This is a genomic window from Chitinophaga sp., from assembly GCF_035538455.1.
In the GTDB taxonomy this organism is placed as follows: domain Bacteria; phylum Bacteroidota; class Bacteroidia; order Chitinophagales; family Chitinophagaceae; genus Chitinophaga.
On the sequence record NZ_DATLKJ010000154.1, the window covers coordinates 27,371 to 42,756 of the forward strand.

The following is a 15,386-nucleotide window of genomic DNA, read 5'->3' on the forward strand; positions in this document are numbered from 1 at the left end:
CTACCAGCAAAGCGAATTATGTATATTTACAACACGAACATAATTCACCTGTCACACCCTTATGGAAGAAAAGAAGAGCATCACCTACAGTAACGGCGTCATTCATATGACTACCTGGTTATGTGATGACATCAGGCTTGGACATGCTGTTTCCATTTTCAATGAATGTTTTTCTTTCCCCGCCAGCAGCCAGAGCGACGTAGTGCGACTCCACTTCGGTCTACGCGGCGATTATCTGTTTCATTACAAACAGCTGAACCAATCGTTCGATCTCATCGGTGGGCATCACAATATCATGTACTCCCGTGAATTTGATATGGTAGTGGAAAACAAGACACTCGAACTGGAAACATTTGGTGTTCAGTTTCCTAAAGAGCTTTTTATCGGGTTCATACAAAATGCCAGCGACCAACTCAAGCGTTTTACAGAAGATATCATCAGTGGTCATTCTGTGATTCTTTCACAAAAATGGGGCGCACTGGAAACTGCTATCCAACAGGTTATCACACAGATCATACACTGTAAGTATACTGGCGATTTCAAACGTTTATTCCTTCTTTCGAAAAGTATCGAACTGCTGGTACTATCAGCTGATTCCTGTATTGCGGCTGATAGTAAGGAAGCTGTTTTTCTGAAAAGCAAAACAGATAAAGAGAAGATCGTGGCGGTGAGAGATCTGCTCAATTCACGCCTGGACAGCCCACCCAGCCTGTCTGAAATCGCAAAGACGGTAGGCCTTAATGAATATAAGCTGAAGCGCGGCTTCAAAGAAGAATTCAATAACACCGTATTCGGTTATCTCACGGATCAGCGTCTGCAACTGGCGCATCAATATCTGCGTGATACCCAGAAGACCGCTGCTGAAATATCCTTTGAGCTGGGCTATTCTACTCCACAGCACTTCAACAATGCGTTCAAAAAGAAATTTGGGTTCACGCCCTATTCTGTTAGAAATAATCCGTAAAACGCAATCCGCAGGAAAAATGTGCCGCTAACTTTGCGTTATTACCTTATCAAATCATCAAACTATGAGCAATCCGTTATTTGTAAAGAATAGCATCACTATTAATGCTTCTGTTTCCAAGGTGTGGAACGCCCTCGTGAATCCTGAAGAGACAAAGAAATACATGTTCAATTGTGAAACTGTATCTGACTGGAAAATAGGTAGTACCCTGCAATGGAAGACTATTTATGAAGGCAAGGAATTTATTGCAGTGGAGGGTACTATCCTGGAGTTGGAACCAGAGAGGAAACTGGTATACACTACTATTGATCCGCATGCCGGCATAGACCTTATACCTGAAAATTACCTGCGTGTTACATATGAGTTGTCGCCCTCCAACGGTACTACCACGCTGAATGTAAGCCAGGGAGACTATTCCAAAGTGGCTGAAGGTGAGAAGCGGTATAATGATACTGTAGCCGGCGGCGGATGGTCTTCTATCCTGGAAGCTATCAAGACACTTGTAGAGGGTGCATAAAAACATTTGCCATTTACCGGTATAAACCATGTGTTTACCGGTAGATGGCTTTTGCTCACCTACTTCATATTGATCGCATGACCCTGTATCCTCAACTTTGGGGCATAATACGATCTTTATGACAAGTAACTCCAACTCTTTTCATGTATTGATTGCAGGCGGCGGTATCGGAGGACTGGCACTAGCCCTCTTCCTGAAGAAAGCTGGTATATCCTGCTGTATTTATGAAGCATTCCCTTACAAAGAGGGTGCAGGCGGAGGTTTCAATATCGCGCCTAATGGCATGAATGTGCTGGCCGCGCTGGGCCTGGCGGAACGTGTAAAAGAGAAAGGAACCATTACCCGCGATCACGTGCTGCGTAATGGTAATGGCAAAATACTGGCGCGCATGAGCAATGGCAACAGCAAATACGGAGAGCCTGGTGTAACACTTTCCCGCGCTGCATTGTATGATGTTATGACGGCAGAGATATTTTCGCAGGACATTCCTATTTTCTATGAAAAAAGACTTCAGGATATATACCAGGATGATCGCCAGGTAACCATTTATTTTAGCGACGGCAGCAACGCCACCGGTGATATACTCGTAGGTGCAGATGGCGTACATTCCCGTACGCGCGGCATCTTATTCCCGCAAGGCCCCGCACCTGCCTATATTGGTATTGTAAACGTCGGTGGATTTACACCACTATCGGCCATTGAGGGCTTCCCTGAACATGATGTGAACAGTCTGAATTATACATTTGGCCCCAACGGGTTTTTCGGTTACAGCGTTGCTGATAAAGATACTGTGATGTGGTGGTCTAATCTGCCGCAGATAAAGGAAATGACAAGAGAGGAGCTGCAACAGTTTTCACTTGAGTCTATCAAAGCTGAGATGCTTAATACCTACAGAGGTTATCATGATCCGGTGGAAAGACTTATCCTCAATACGGAGAAAGTGCTACGCCTTAACATGGTGGATATACAATCATTGCCTGTATGGCACCGGCAACGTGTAATGCTGATCGGCGATGCGGCGCATGCTGTAAGTCCCAATGCCGGACAAGGTGCTGCTATGGCCCTGGAAGACGCTATGTACCTGGCAATGCTGCTGCGTGTTACACGTGGTGCGTATGGCTCTGCCTTCGCAAAATTTGAAGCAGACAGAAAACCCCGTGTGGAGAAGATTGTTGCTGAAGGCAGGCGGCGTGGTACAGATAAGAAGATCCTCACTCCTTTCCAGGCGAAGATCCGCGATATGATGATTCGCATCTTTGTACCGCTTTTTGGCGAGAAAGGATTGCACTGGCTATATCGCTACAAGCTGGACTGGGAACAGCCGCCGTTACCAGAAAACGGTATATAACGCGGTCAGTATACCAATGATAATCACAGAGGCTACTACAAAACCAGGCGAGGTGCGGAACATTGCGGTATCCACTTCCATCACATGTCCGTCGTCTTCTCTACGCGGACGCAACAGGCTCATTGCGATCATGATGATCACTATCAGTACGAAAGTGATAGACATTCTGTCAAGGAAAGGATAATCAGGGAAGGCGCCATGCGTCCACGCCGGCAGGAATTTCAATATGGTGGAGATGGGAATCGTGAGCAATGTGCCAGTGAGCGCTGCGGCGGCTGTAGTCCGTTTCCAGAAGAAACCCAGCAGGAATATTGCCAGTACGCCTGGTGAAATAAAGCCGACATATTCCTGTATGAACTGGTAGGCCTGGTCCAGCGAACGGAGTGATGGTGTAACCACCGCAGCAAGGAGCATCGCTATGATCACGGCCCATCTTCCTACACTCACCAGCTGCTGCTCTGTTGCATCTTTCCTGAAAAATTTCTTATAAATATCCAGCGAAAAAATGGTGGAGATACTGTTTGCCTTGCCTGCAAGAGACGCTACAATTGCCGCTGTGAGTGCGGCAAATGCAACGCCTTTCAATCCTGCAGGCAAAAGGTTCATGAGTGTCGGGTAAGCATGGTCTGGTTTAACGACGCCTGTAATGTCGCGCATTTCGTGCTGGAACATTCCGTTCTTATGCAGCACATACATTACAATACCTGGTAATACTGCGATCACCGGAACCAGCAGCTTGAGGAAAGCCGCGAACAGTATGCCTTTGCGGGCAACCGGTAAACTGGCTCCCAGAGCGCGTTGCGTGATATACTGGTTACATCCCCAGTAGGCCAGGTTATTGATCCACATGCCGCCGATCAGTACAGACAAGCCGGGAAGATCTTTATAATAAGGATTGCTTTTCTGGAAGATCATGTGAAAATGAGACGGAGCTTCCTTTCGCAATACAGATAACCCTTTGATGATATTGCCGCCATAACCGAACTTATCTGCGAGCAGAGACAAGGCAAGGTAAGTGGTTACCAACCCGCCCACGATCAATACAAACACCTGTATCACATCTGTATAACCAATCACCTTCATACCGCCCAGCGTTACAATTACGGAAAAGATGCATAATCCTGCAATGCACCATTCAAAAGGAATGGATGAGATGGAGTTGATGGCAAGCGCGCCCAAATAAATGATAGAGGTGAGATTCACGAAAACATACACCAGCAGCCAGAATACCGCCATCACAGTGCTCACTTTATCATTATAGCGCTTTGCCAGGAATTGCGGCATGGTATAGATACCGTTTTTTAAATACAACGGTATAAAGAACACCGCTACGATAATGAGTGTAGCCGCTGCCATCCATTCGTAGGTAGAGATAGCCAGTCCCAGTGCAAAGCCGGAGCCGGACATCCCAATGAAATGTTCTGCAGAAATGTTGGATGCAATTAGTGATGCACCAATAGCCCACCAGGTAAGTGATCCTTCAGCCAGGAAGAAATCCTTTGAACTCGTAGTGGCAGATTTTTTCTTACGATATACATTATACCCATAAAGGGCAACGATAATAAAGTAAATAAAGAAAACAATATAGTCAGCCTGTTGCAGCTTGTTCATGAGACGGCAATATGAATTGTATCTGGTGGTGGAATTGGTGAATATGGTTGATAAAACTGACTATAAGATATACATTTTTTCCGTTCCCCCGGAGGGGGGACATCTGCAAACAAGCATTATCAAAACAACTACGGGATTTTACGGAACAGTCAGAATTTTAAATCAGCTGGCAGATATTTCGCCACAAGATCTTCGTAATAAGGGCGCAGCTTTGTCCAATCCGGCGGCACCGGGTTTTTCGAATAAAGATCATATGGATTAAAAAGGTTCACCCATTTCAGCATTTCGCGGTCATGATCATCCAGCAGGTAATCGTATGCTCCTTCTCTGTGCCAGGCGTAGAATGAATGATAGCGTAGCATATACAATCCCTGTTCGGGCAAATAGTCTTTCAGCATCTGATATACGTATTCATCATGCCCCCACGACATATCTACATTGCGTAATCCGCAGTGTTGCTTATATACGCCAGTGCCTGTCTGATAGGTAGCGTTGGTGTAATCCGGGTTGTTGCTGAAGTATTCCGGGTATACTACCTTATCTGAATAAGGGCAACCAACGGGGAAGGTATCGCCTACAACGGCCCACTGTGGTTCACCAAAGAGGCACAGCACTTTACCCATATCATGCATAAGGCCGGTAAGTACCATCCAGTCCGGATGTCCATCGGCGCGTATGGCTTCGGATGTTTGCAGCAGGTGCTGAAACTGATCCAGGTCCGTATCAGGATCTGAATCATCTACAAGTTGATTAAGGAAGTTGAAAGCATCCCATACAGGCATTGCCTTCTTGTCGAACTTCAGGTAGTCAGCTCTTTTCTGCTGCACGAAATCGTATGTCTGGTAAGTATGATTGAGACGATAGAATTCTCTGACAGTGTCTCTTTCCGGATTGTCGTAATTCCTGTATTCATCTGCAGACTTGCTGGTGGCAATGGTTTCAGGAGTCGGATAACGTTGCAGCACTGCGTCTTCCCATTCGTCAAGACTATTCAACGGATTGACTTCCTTATCTGTAAATGAATGCTGTGACTGAGCCATGTGGAATTGTTTTTATGATTCTCTTAAATTTCGGCTATTTTGAACGATTTTTTTGTTTTATTTACGAAACCGGTTTCGTGAAGAAGTGATGAAATACCGGAAATATTCCAACGTTATCAGCTGATGAAAAAAGTCAACATAAAAGCGTTGGCGAAAGAGCTGAACCTTTCGCCGGCAACCGTTTCCAAGGCATTGCGGGATAGTCATGAGATCAGTGCTGCCACCAAACAGCGGGTGCTGGAAGTGGCGAAGCAGCTGAATTATGCACCAAATGCCTATGCCAGCAGCCTTCGCGACCGCAGAAGCAGGAACATTGCCGTGATTATTCCGGAAGTGGCAGACAGCTTTTTCTCCATTGCGATTAATGGCATTGAAGCGGCCATTGAAGAGAAAGACTACCACGTACTGATATATCTTACCCATGAACTTTATGCCCGTGAACAAGCTATCCTAAAGGACTTCAAAAGCGGCCGGGTAGATGGCGTGCTGATCTCTGTTTCGAGAGAAACCACAGATGGCAGCCATATCAGCGAACTGATTGCGGAAGACGTTCCTGTAGTGTTTTTTGACAGGGTGCTTGAAAATGTAGAGGCTCCGAAAGTTGTTACAGATGATTTCAACAGCGGATATACCGGGGCCATGCACCTGCTTGACAACGGCTGCCGTCATATCGCCTTCCTAGGTATTTCCAACAGTCTTTCTATCAGCAATAACCGTATGGCTGGCTATCAGCAGGCACTGAAGGATCACCACCTTACCGTGTCTCCGGATGATATGATCACCTGTACCCCAGATACAGCGGCTAATTTTACCGCAATAAAACAACTACTTGCAAAGGAGAACCGGCCCGACGGCATAGTAGCTTCCGTGGAAAACCTTACCAACACGGTATACCAGGTTTGCAATGAACTGCAACTGTCTATTCCCCAGGATATTAAGGTGGTGTGCTTTTCCAACCTGGACATTGCCGCTATTTTGCATCCGCCACTTACAACCATCACGCAACCAGCATTTCAGATAGGGAAAGCCGCCGCAGAGCTGCTGCTGAAATCACTGGGTAAGAAGGATGCGCCATCTCCTGCCACACAGATCGTGATACCATCTGAATTAATAATACGGGGTTCCAGTAAAAGGAGTTAGCTTTTAGCTATTAGCGCCAAGCTAATACCTGACTGCTAAAAACTAACGACTATTTCACCTGTTTACAGGGATTGCAATGTAGCTGCTATTGAGCCACCGGACATGCAGCGGTGTATCAGCACCGGCTACGCTTTCCTGGCTTACATCTCCGCCAGTACCATAGTTAATCTGTTCGAAAGGGCTTTTGTTGATGTTAAGTATGGCCACGAACCGGCTGCCTTTGCGTATTCTTTTACTGATCATGCGTGTATTACTGAACGGGATGGATGATATGCTTCCCGGTATGAGTAACTGTCTTTCTTCAAGACCGTGTGCATAGCTGGCGCGCCCCACGAAATATGAGAGCTGAAAGTATTGTCCGTCTGACGTAAGCTCGTATAGGTTCACCCCTATGTCCATATCTTTCTTATTGATGATGGCCTGAAGCTGCCCAAGGAAGCTGCCGTTGATAGTAAGATCTTCCTTTAAGGGGCTGCTTTCAAACCGAAGGCCGTTTATGCTATTTACCGTGGTATCCATTAAAGGAGAAAGGATCGCATTGATGGTAGCATTATTGCTTCTTTCTGTAAGATCAACCTGAATATCCATCTGACGGCTGATTACGGGCCGAATGGAGGAGAGTTTGCTGCTGTCGAGATAGAATGTCAGTGTGTCGTTGTTCATGCCCCCAAGGGTAGGTACATGTTTCCATTGGTTATCGCCAATTACTTCGTAGTTGATCTTGTCCTTTAGTAACGCTGGTTTCCGGCCATCTTTCAGAATATAGTCAAACCATTCGTAAATAAGCCGGTGTATGCTTAAGTTGGCAACGGAGTCGATTTTCATGCCTGATACATATGGCGAGGAGACATGCTGACAGCCAAGGTGATCATAAGGACCAATCACGAAGTAATGTGTTGCATGTGGATTGTATTTAAGATGCTCCCGGAAGTAATACATCGCGCCGATCTGGGCTCCGTCGAAGTAGCCTGTAGTGGAAAGTATAGGGATGTTTATATGAGAGAAGTCGTTGCGATAGGCGGTCATGTTTTGCCAGTAAGTGTCATAGGCAGGATGTTGCAGCCACCTATGGAATATTTTATCAGGAATGCCATCAATACTGTCCATGCTGCTATAGGCGGCACCACTGTTGTACCAGTTGAAGTTCAGCTGTTGCCATCTTTGCCTGTCGTCATACGTTTCGTTGTCGAGGAATTTGTTGTTGGTAACGTATGGTATCCACGAATACACGAAGTTCATGAATATATTATTTTCTTTGGGAACGTCGAAACCAGGTACCACGGCGGCTGAGGGGACAATGGTTTTAAGCGCCGGGTGCACTCCGTTCTTTACAGCAGCCCATTGCGTGAACCCAACATAGCTACCGCCATACATACCGATCCTGCCATTGCACCAGGACTGCCGGCTGATCCAGTCTATTACATCATAGGCATCGTTACCGTCGTGTTCATAAGGAACCGGTTCCTGTGGACTGTGCCGCTTTCCGCGTGTGTTGGCTACTACTCCTATGTACCCCTTTGCTGCGGCCTCTTTAGCGATATTAAGATTCTTAGTTTCCGTATAAATGGTAAAGAAGAAAATGACGGGCAACGGACCTGACTGTTTTGCGGGGCGTGCTACGATCACTGAAATCTGTGTGCCGTCCCTGGTGGGGACAAGCAGGCTGTCGTTTATCCGGTAATGAGATTGGTTGATGGTTGCCAGTAATGGGACTGCAAGTGGTACCATGGTTGTATGTATGCGCCAGGCAGTATACTTTTTACAAAGGCTGATGGCATCGCTTACTGAGATGCTGTCTGTGGCGAGCGGGAGTACCAGTGTTCTTTTCAGGTCTGTGTGTAGCGCTGTAGTATCGACCAGGAACCAGCTGTCGATGTCAAAGTTGTTGCCATGACTGAGTTGACTGAAAGTATTGCTGAATGAGGATTTGAAGCAGTATTTAAAAGGGCGGCCGCATTTTGCTTGTAATAGTTTCGTTTCACACCAGGTCTGATATTGTATGAACCGTATCCCTGCCATATCAGGATCGGTTGCAGCATAGTAGCGGCGGTACGCTTCTATGGAATGAAGTGCTGCGACGTATTTTTCTGCAGCCACTTGCAGCACGAAGCGGTTTATGAGATACGGACTGTGATTGTCATTGTCCTCCAATGTTTGTAGTGCCGCAGTTGCCAGTGCTGGTATGGCTTTGGCAAGCAAGGAACTGTCTTTTAGTGCCGCGCGGGGAAATGCCAGCTGTTGCGACATGGCGCTACCGGTCATCATGGCACATAGTATGGCCATGAAGCATAATTTTCTTTTCATAATTATATTGTCAGGGTTTATTCCACTGCCTGAACTTCACCGATTGACGGCTTGATATTTCCAGCGTCATATTATAGAGATGTATGGTGAAACGTCCACCGGTAGTGGGTTGTATGTGTGTGATGTATTGTGTGTTGATAAGCTGTGTTCTGTTAATGCGGAAGAAAATATCCGGATCGAGTTTTTCTTCTAACTGATGAAGAGACGCTCTGATGAGTGCCTTTTTATCATTGAAGTGAAGCCGGGCGTAGTTGTCGGCCGATTCAACGAGATAGATATCTTTTAGTTTGATGAAATAGCATTGTTCTCCGTCTTTTATAAAAAGCTGTTTGCCGGTGGTATTATTCTCCTGCATTTTTTTACCATGCTTCTCCATCGCCTGTGCAAAGCGTTCTACCCTGATGGGTTTCATGAGATAATCCAGCGCGTTGTTGTCAAATGCCTGTACAGCATACTGATCAAATGCTGTAGTGAAGATTACTTCAGGAACATCGGGTAATGCTGCCAACAGATCAAATCCTGAACGCTCCGGCATCCGGATGTCAAGGAATAGCAGATCAGGACGATGGGCGTGTATCAGGGCTTCTGCCTCATCTGCATTCCTGGCTTCACCAATCACCTCGTAATCGGGATAAGGCAGCAAGGCCCGCCGAATCTCCTCCCGTGCAGATCGTTCATCATCAACAATTATCACCTTGAACTTTTTCATACACCAGGAATTAAAAGGGTGGATAATACGATGCCGTCATGTTGAATAATATGAAACGATGCGCTGCCCCGGAATTGCAGCTGCAGCCTTTCTTTTAGGTTTCTGATACCAAGTCCGGGAGAAGTTTGGATGTTGTTTAGGTTCCCAGGATTTTGCACGGTCATTTTCAAAAGGTTATCTTCCTCCGAAATATTTATCGTTATCAATCCTCCTTCCTTCTTTTTGCTGATACCATGTTTGATGGCATTTTCTACCAGCGTTTGCAGGCAGAGCGGTGGAACGGATATATTCATCAGCTTTTCATCTGCAAGTAGCGATATAGTTAATCTTTCCTCGAAGCGTAGCTGCTCCAGTTCGAGATAGTCTTTCACCAATCCCAGTTCATCACGGAGAGGAATCAGTTGTCCTTGTTTGTGTAACAATGAAGTGCGCAGTAAGTCAGATAGCAGGTCTATGGCTCTTCTAGCAAGATCTGGATTTTCTATCACCAGTGCTTTAATGTTATTCAATGAATTAAAGAAGAAATGCGGATTCAGCTGGGCCGACAGGTTATTCAGCTGTGCTTCCCGGGCAATGAGTTGTAGCTGCGCATTTTCACGTGCTGCTTTAATTTCACGCTGTGCGTAATGATACATATGCCAGGCCAGTACCCAGATAAACATGATTCTGATTCCCGCAATAAAGGAAACCCAGCCTGCATTTACCACATATGCCGGAAAAGAGCCGCTGAAAGAATGCAGTATGTAATGATTGAACAGATAGAATCGCAGCATCACAGTAGCGGTAAATACTACTGATAATATCACTACGGCTGGAATCAGCCGCCAGAGTAACGCCTGTAGGCTAAGCTGATGCCAGCCTTTGCGCAACGCATAAGTATGGTAGAGGTGTGTGATGATGATATTGACAATAATATCTGCGATGAAGTTGATGACAGCAAACGTAAAATTGAAATGAGCACTCCGGATAAAAGCATCTACTTCCCAGTAAAAGGCTGCTATCGTCCAGCCAATGAGCTGGCATTTCCAGTAGAGAGTAAGTGAAGTCCGCTTTCCCATAATGATACCTGTATTACAAAATAATGTCTTCTCTCCCAGATACTGAAAAGAAAGTAGGCGAACGTCAAGAGATGGGGATAAGCGTATGATGGATCAAGATTTTCCTTATTGCGTAAATCTTTTTCCCTATTCGTAAAACAAGCCGGCAGTGCCGGTAAGTAGCTTTGCATCGCATATTAATCCATCGACTTATAAATTTTATCAATAGAATGTATCGGAGATTTCTACACCTGTATTTTGTACTGTTAGCAATATTGTTACCCGCCTACCTGCATGCTGAGGAGGCAGACAAAGGGACCATCCACGGAAAAGTGATCACTGAAGATGGACAACCGGCGCCGGCCGTATCTGTGCTCCTGAAGGGTGCGCACAGGTCTGTAATCACATCGGCAGAAGGCGTATTTGTATTTAAAGATGTACGCCCTGGCAGCTATGATATTGAAGTGTCGTTCATCGGGTATGAGAAAAAGACGCAGCCTGTAATAGTAACTGCGAGGGAAACGGTGAATGTAACTATCTCTATCAGTGCCAACAGCCTGAGTCTGCAGGAGTTCAATGTTACGTCCGTAAGGAGCCCGTATAAAACCAACCAACTGTCTTCTTCCCTGCGCCTTGCAGAGCCTATCCTTGAAATACCACAGAATATTCAGGTGGTATCCAACAAAGTGATGGCAGATCAGCAGATCATCAGCATGAACGACGGCGTATTGCGCAATGTAAGCGGCGCTACCAAACTGGAACACTGGGGTGATCTTTATACCCGTGTAAACATGCGTGGATCAAGAGCTTCTGCTTTCCGTAACGGGATGAATGTTACGTCAACCTGGGGTCCACTCACAGAAGATATGAGCTTTGTGGATCATATTGAGTTTGTCAAAGGACCGGCAGGATTCATGATGTCTAACGGAGAGCCCAGCGGTATTTACAATGTGGTAACCAAAAAGCCCACCGGCGTATCCAAAGGTGAGGCTACTCTTACACTGGGCAGTTATGATCTGTACCGCGGTACCCTTGATCTGGACGGCAAGCTGGATAAATCCGGCAAGCTATTGTTCCGCCTCAATCTTATGGGACAGGCCAAGAACTCTTTCCGAAAATATGAATACACTAACCGGTACAGCATCGCGCCTGTGCTGAGCTATAAAGTGAACGACCGTACTACGCTGACACTGGAATATGTATTGCAACAGGTGAAGATGTCGAACGTAGGGACCTTTTATGTCTTTGACTATGATTACGCCACTACGCCAAGAAACTTCACCACTGCGGAACCTGGCCTTGATCCTACCAATATCAGCGACAACAGTCTTATGCTGAATGTGGTGCATAATATCAGTAAGGATTGGAAGCTCACGGCACAGGCAGCGTATTTCAATTATCAGCAGCAGGGTACTTCCATGTGGCCCAGCGCAGTGAATAAGGATGGAACGATGATACGTCGTGTGAGCATTTGGGATGCTTCCAATGAAGCGAAGTTCGGCCAGCTCTTCGTGAATGGGGAAATAAAGACCGGCGCGCTGCAACACCGCATACTGGCAGGCCTGGATCTCGGGAATAAAGAATACATCGCCGACTGGAATCAGGGATTTGACCTGGATTCCAATAAAGCCTTCTTTAATATCCGCAATCCGAAATACGGAAAGCCTGTAATGGGACTGCCGGTGTTTGACCGCAGCAGAAGTCTGCGTCAGCGTGCCGGTACCAATATCATCAACCAGTCTTACACTGGTGTGTACCTGCAGGATGAAATCGGGTTCTGGGATAACAAGGTACGCCTCACATTGGCAGGCCGTTTCACCACAGTGGAAGAATCTTCTTACGGCGTGACTACTACTGCCAGGCAGGTAACGCCACGAGTGGGCCTCAGCGTAAATATCGACCGGATGACATCGGCCTATACCTTATATGACCAGAGTTTTGTACCGCAGACCGGTATCCTGAGAAGCGGCGACAAAGTGAAGCCTATCACCGGCAATAACATTGAATTCGGATTGAAGAGAGATTGGTTCGATGGCCGTTGGAACAGCACAGTAGCGGTTTACCGCATCATCAAGAATAACCAGCTTTCGAATGACCCTACCAATGGAAATGGGGAGAACTTTTACCTGCAACTGGGACAGACAAAGACCGAAGGTGTGGAGCTGGAAATTCGCGGAGAGATTATCCGTGGATTGAACCTGGTGGCCAACTACGCCTATACCGATTCAAAGATTTCTAAGGCTACCAAGGATCTGGCCGTGGGCGCATCAGTACCGGGTTTTGCCAAACATAATGCAAACGCCTGGCTGAGTTACCGTGTACAACAGGGCGTATTGAGTGGCTTCGGAGTGTCTGCGGGATTTTCGTATATGGCAGACCGTAGCACCTGGGCATGGGCCGGCACTACTACCCAGCGTCAACTGCCGGATTATTTCAAGCTGGACGGTGGTCTTTCCTGGGAGAAGCAGCAGTTCTCCATTGCAGCCAATGTGTATAACCTGCTGGATGCCTATCTCTACAGCGGATCGCCGTATAAAAACTATTATTACTGGCAGGCGGAGCCTGGCCGTAATCTCCGCGTAACAGTAGGTTATAAGTTCTGATATGACTAAGTACTTTTCAATTTCCCTGATGTAAGAGGGAAATAGTTGGTGATAAGATGAACAACCCGTTCGGAAATTTTTCTGAGCGGGTTATTCTTTTTTGTACTAATTTAATCCCGGCTTAGGTCCTGTACACCAGAGGAACAATGAAAGATCACCAAAATCGCGACGAAGGTTTGTGTATTATTTAATAGATCCTTAATATTCAGATAATAAATAGTTCTGACTTTTGTACCTCATATCATTATGGGCCAACTAGGAGTGGAATGCATATCAAAAATAAAAGCTGGGGATACTGCCGCGTTTCGCGAGCTGTTCTATGCCTACAAGGACGCACTTTTCGGGTATGCCTGTAAGCTGTGCCGTTCTCCGGAGATGGCCGAAGAAGCTGTACAGGAAGTATTCATGAAAGTGTGGATCAACCGGCAGCAACTCGATCCTTCCCTCTCTATCCGTGCCTATCTTTATACAGCCATCCGGCATTGTATCTTTAATATTCTCAAGAAAGCAGCCCTCGACGAAAATCTACGGCAGGCTGTATTTTACCATCAACCCGTTGCGGCCAACACTACGGAAGACGATGTAAACGCTGCGGAACTGCAGCGAATGAAAAGCAGGATGTTGGATATGCTGCCCCCGCAACGTAAACTCATATTCTGTCTGAGCCGTATTGAAGGCCTCTCCCATGAGGAAATAGCTATCCGCCTTGGGATCTCCAAAAACACTGTTAAAGACCAGATCGTAAAAGCCCGTCGTTTCCTGCGTCAGCAGCTGCTTTATTCTATTTTTCTATTTTGATTATGGGGTATCCTGCAGTGCCCGGTTTGGTTAAACTTATCAAGTGTGTTAAACCTGCCATACTTCTTCACCCTTTTTCCTGGTTCACCCGTCTTTCTGATAATTGGACTTAGGTATAAGTCGCCGGGCACTTATTGGTTTGTACCTCCTTCCAAAAACATTAGGAGACACAGGTATCTCTATTGTTTGCTTCCGACAGGTTTAAGAGCAATGCCTCCGTCGGGAGCATGCGTTCATCTTTATTAATTTATAAACTAAATCCACTGTTATGGAAAATTTAAGAGCACAATTGGTATTATCAGGCATTGTTGCCTTCATTTGTTTTACAGGGTGTTATAAAAATGTAGAAGAGATAGATACGCCTCAGGCGCCCCTTACGAAGAACGACTCTCTTAAGGCATACAAAGACAGCCCGCATCGTCTTTTTGTAGGTTTCCTGGTAGGTGGAGACGATCCGGCAGAAGCATTTAATCCCGCGAATGCACCGGACAGCGTTGATTTCCTGGAGTTTTTTGCAGGCCGGGATACGAACCGCGCGCATTGGAGAGCAGCACAGGCGAAAGGAACCAGGATTGTGGTATGTCATTTTTTGCAAGATGCTTATTTTGACGGGTCTTCAAAGGATCCGGCAACCCCCACTTCAACCTCTACATTGGCAAGTTCCGCCAGTACTTATGATCATTGGGCCAGCGCAATGTACCAGGAACACATTGTGAAGGATTCATTAGATGGTATTGATCTCGATATAGAATACTGGACAATAGACAACAAGAATGTAACCTCTTCCAGTTATCCGAATTTATTGAAGTCAGTAGCTAAATACTTTGGTCCTCAATCGACCTCTCCATTGACGTTAAGCATGGGGAAGAAGCCCGTTTTTTTCTATGATACAGATGGTTCGCTGGACGGAAATAAACTTACAGGCGATAGCAGTAATTACGACTACGTATTATTCCAGTCATATACCACAGGTAATCACTATTGGGGAGGTAGTGGAACCACAGGCTTCGGCTCAATAATCAAGGGTTACGGAGCAAATAAGCTTATTTACCTGGTTAATGGTGATTCCTGGATTCATGCTGATGGCACACAGGATGAGCCCAATTCGGATGCAAAGGTCACCGCGTCATTATTGAGCTATGCCAAATGGGCTAAAGATAATACCGCTGCCGGTATAGGGGCTTACCGGATGAGCCGCGATTATAATCATACGCCCCATTTCGCAGTTTCGAGACAGGCAATCCAGATCATGAACCCGGCAAAGTAAGTCGTTGTTGCAATAAAACGGAAGGTCTATTTGGAAATTATTCCAGAT

At 46.1% G+C, this 15,386-nt stretch carries 12 protein-coding genes; 7 read left to right on the top strand and 5 right to left on the bottom strand.

Annotated elements, in window-relative coordinates; genetic code table 11:
• Nucleotides 1-61: 61 nt before the first annotated feature.
• The 3 genes from VM802_RS18485 (at nt 62) to VM802_RS18495 (ending at nt 2,829) form a co-directional block, all read left to right on the top strand.
• Nucleotides 62-964 carry a helix-turn-helix transcriptional regulator gene (locus VM802_RS18485; protein ID WP_325533240.1) on the top strand — a complete coding sequence of 301 codons (903 nt, stop codon included), beginning with the start codon at nt 62-64 and terminating at the stop codon, nt 962-964.
• 64 nt (nt 965-1,028) lie between these two features.
• Nucleotides 1,029-1,481, top strand: coding sequence for an SRPBCC domain-containing protein (locus VM802_RS18490; protein ID WP_325533242.1), 453 nt, complete (start codon nt 1,029-1,031; stop codon nt 1,479-1,481).
• Nucleotides 1,482-1,599: 118 nt separating this feature from the next.
• Nucleotides 1,600-2,829 (top strand): FAD-dependent oxidoreductase, encoded by a 1,230-nt coding sequence (locus VM802_RS18495; RefSeq protein WP_325533244.1) that lies wholly within the window; start codon nt 1,600-1,602, stop codon nt 2,827-2,829.
• Here the strand turns inward: VM802_RS18495 and VM802_RS18500 are convergent.
• Entirely contained in the window at nt 2,809-4,440 is a 1,632-nt protein-coding gene (locus tag VM802_RS18500; RefSeq protein ID WP_325533246.1) for a sodium/sugar symporter, read from the bottom strand. The genes VM802_RS18495 and VM802_RS18500 overlap by 21 nt on opposite strands.
• Before the next feature lie 149 nt (nt 4,441-4,589).
• On the bottom strand, nt 4,590-5,480 hold the full coding sequence (locus VM802_RS18505; RefSeq protein WP_325533248.1) for an inositol oxygenase family protein: 891 nt from the start codon (nt 5,478-5,480) through the stop codon (nt 4,590-4,592).
• Nucleotides 5,481-5,603: 123 nt separating this feature from the next.
• Between VM802_RS18505 and VM802_RS18510 the strand changes: the two genes are divergently transcribed.
• Nucleotides 5,604-6,620 (top strand): LacI family DNA-binding transcriptional regulator, encoded by a 1,017-nt coding sequence (locus VM802_RS18510; protein ID WP_325533250.1) that lies wholly within the window; start codon nt 5,604-5,606, stop codon nt 6,618-6,620.
• Nucleotides 6,621-6,674: 54 nt separating this feature from the next.
• Here the strand turns inward: VM802_RS18510 and VM802_RS18515 are convergent, their stop codons facing one another.
• The 3 genes from VM802_RS18515 to VM802_RS18525 are packed head-to-tail and all read right to left on the bottom strand — an operon-like array spanning nt 6,675 to nt 10,691.
• Nucleotides 6,675-8,924: a CocE/NonD family hydrolase gene (locus tag VM802_RS18515; protein ID WP_325533252.1), complete on the bottom strand. Its 2,250-nt coding sequence runs from the start codon at nt 8,922-8,924 to the stop codon at nt 6,675-6,677.
• Between the two features lie 10 nt (nt 8,925-8,934).
• Nucleotides 8,935-9,633: a LytR/AlgR family response regulator transcription factor gene (locus tag VM802_RS18520; RefSeq protein WP_325533254.1), complete on the bottom strand. Its 699-nt coding sequence runs from the start codon at nt 9,631-9,633 to the stop codon at nt 8,935-8,937.
• On the bottom strand, nt 9,630-10,691 hold the full coding sequence (locus tag VM802_RS18525; RefSeq protein WP_325533256.1) for a sensor histidine kinase: 1,062 nt from the start codon (nt 10,689-10,691) through the stop codon (nt 9,630-9,632). Before VM802_RS18525 ends, VM802_RS18520 begins: the two co-directional genes overlap by 4 nt.
• A gap of 209 nt (nt 10,692-10,900) precedes the next feature.
• Here VM802_RS18525 and VM802_RS18530 point away from each other — a divergent pair, with 209 nt between their 5' ends.
• From VM802_RS18530 to VM802_RS18540, 3 genes are all read left to right on the top strand, one after another.
• Entirely contained in the window at nt 10,901-13,273 is a 2,373-nt protein-coding gene (locus tag VM802_RS18530; protein ID WP_325533257.1) for a TonB-dependent siderophore receptor, read from the top strand.
• Nucleotides 13,274-13,519: 246 nt separating this feature from the next.
• Nucleotides 13,520-14,071 carry an RNA polymerase sigma-70 factor gene (locus VM802_RS18535; protein WP_325533259.1) on the top strand — a complete coding sequence of 184 codons (552 nt, stop codon included), beginning with the start codon at nt 13,520-13,522 and terminating at the stop codon, nt 14,069-14,071.
• Between the two features lie 268 nt (nt 14,072-14,339).
• Entirely contained in the window at nt 14,340-15,338 is a 999-nt protein-coding gene (locus VM802_RS18540; protein WP_325533261.1) for an EndoS/ChiA family endoglycosidase, read from the top strand.
• Nucleotides 15,339-15,386: the final 48 nt, after the last annotated feature.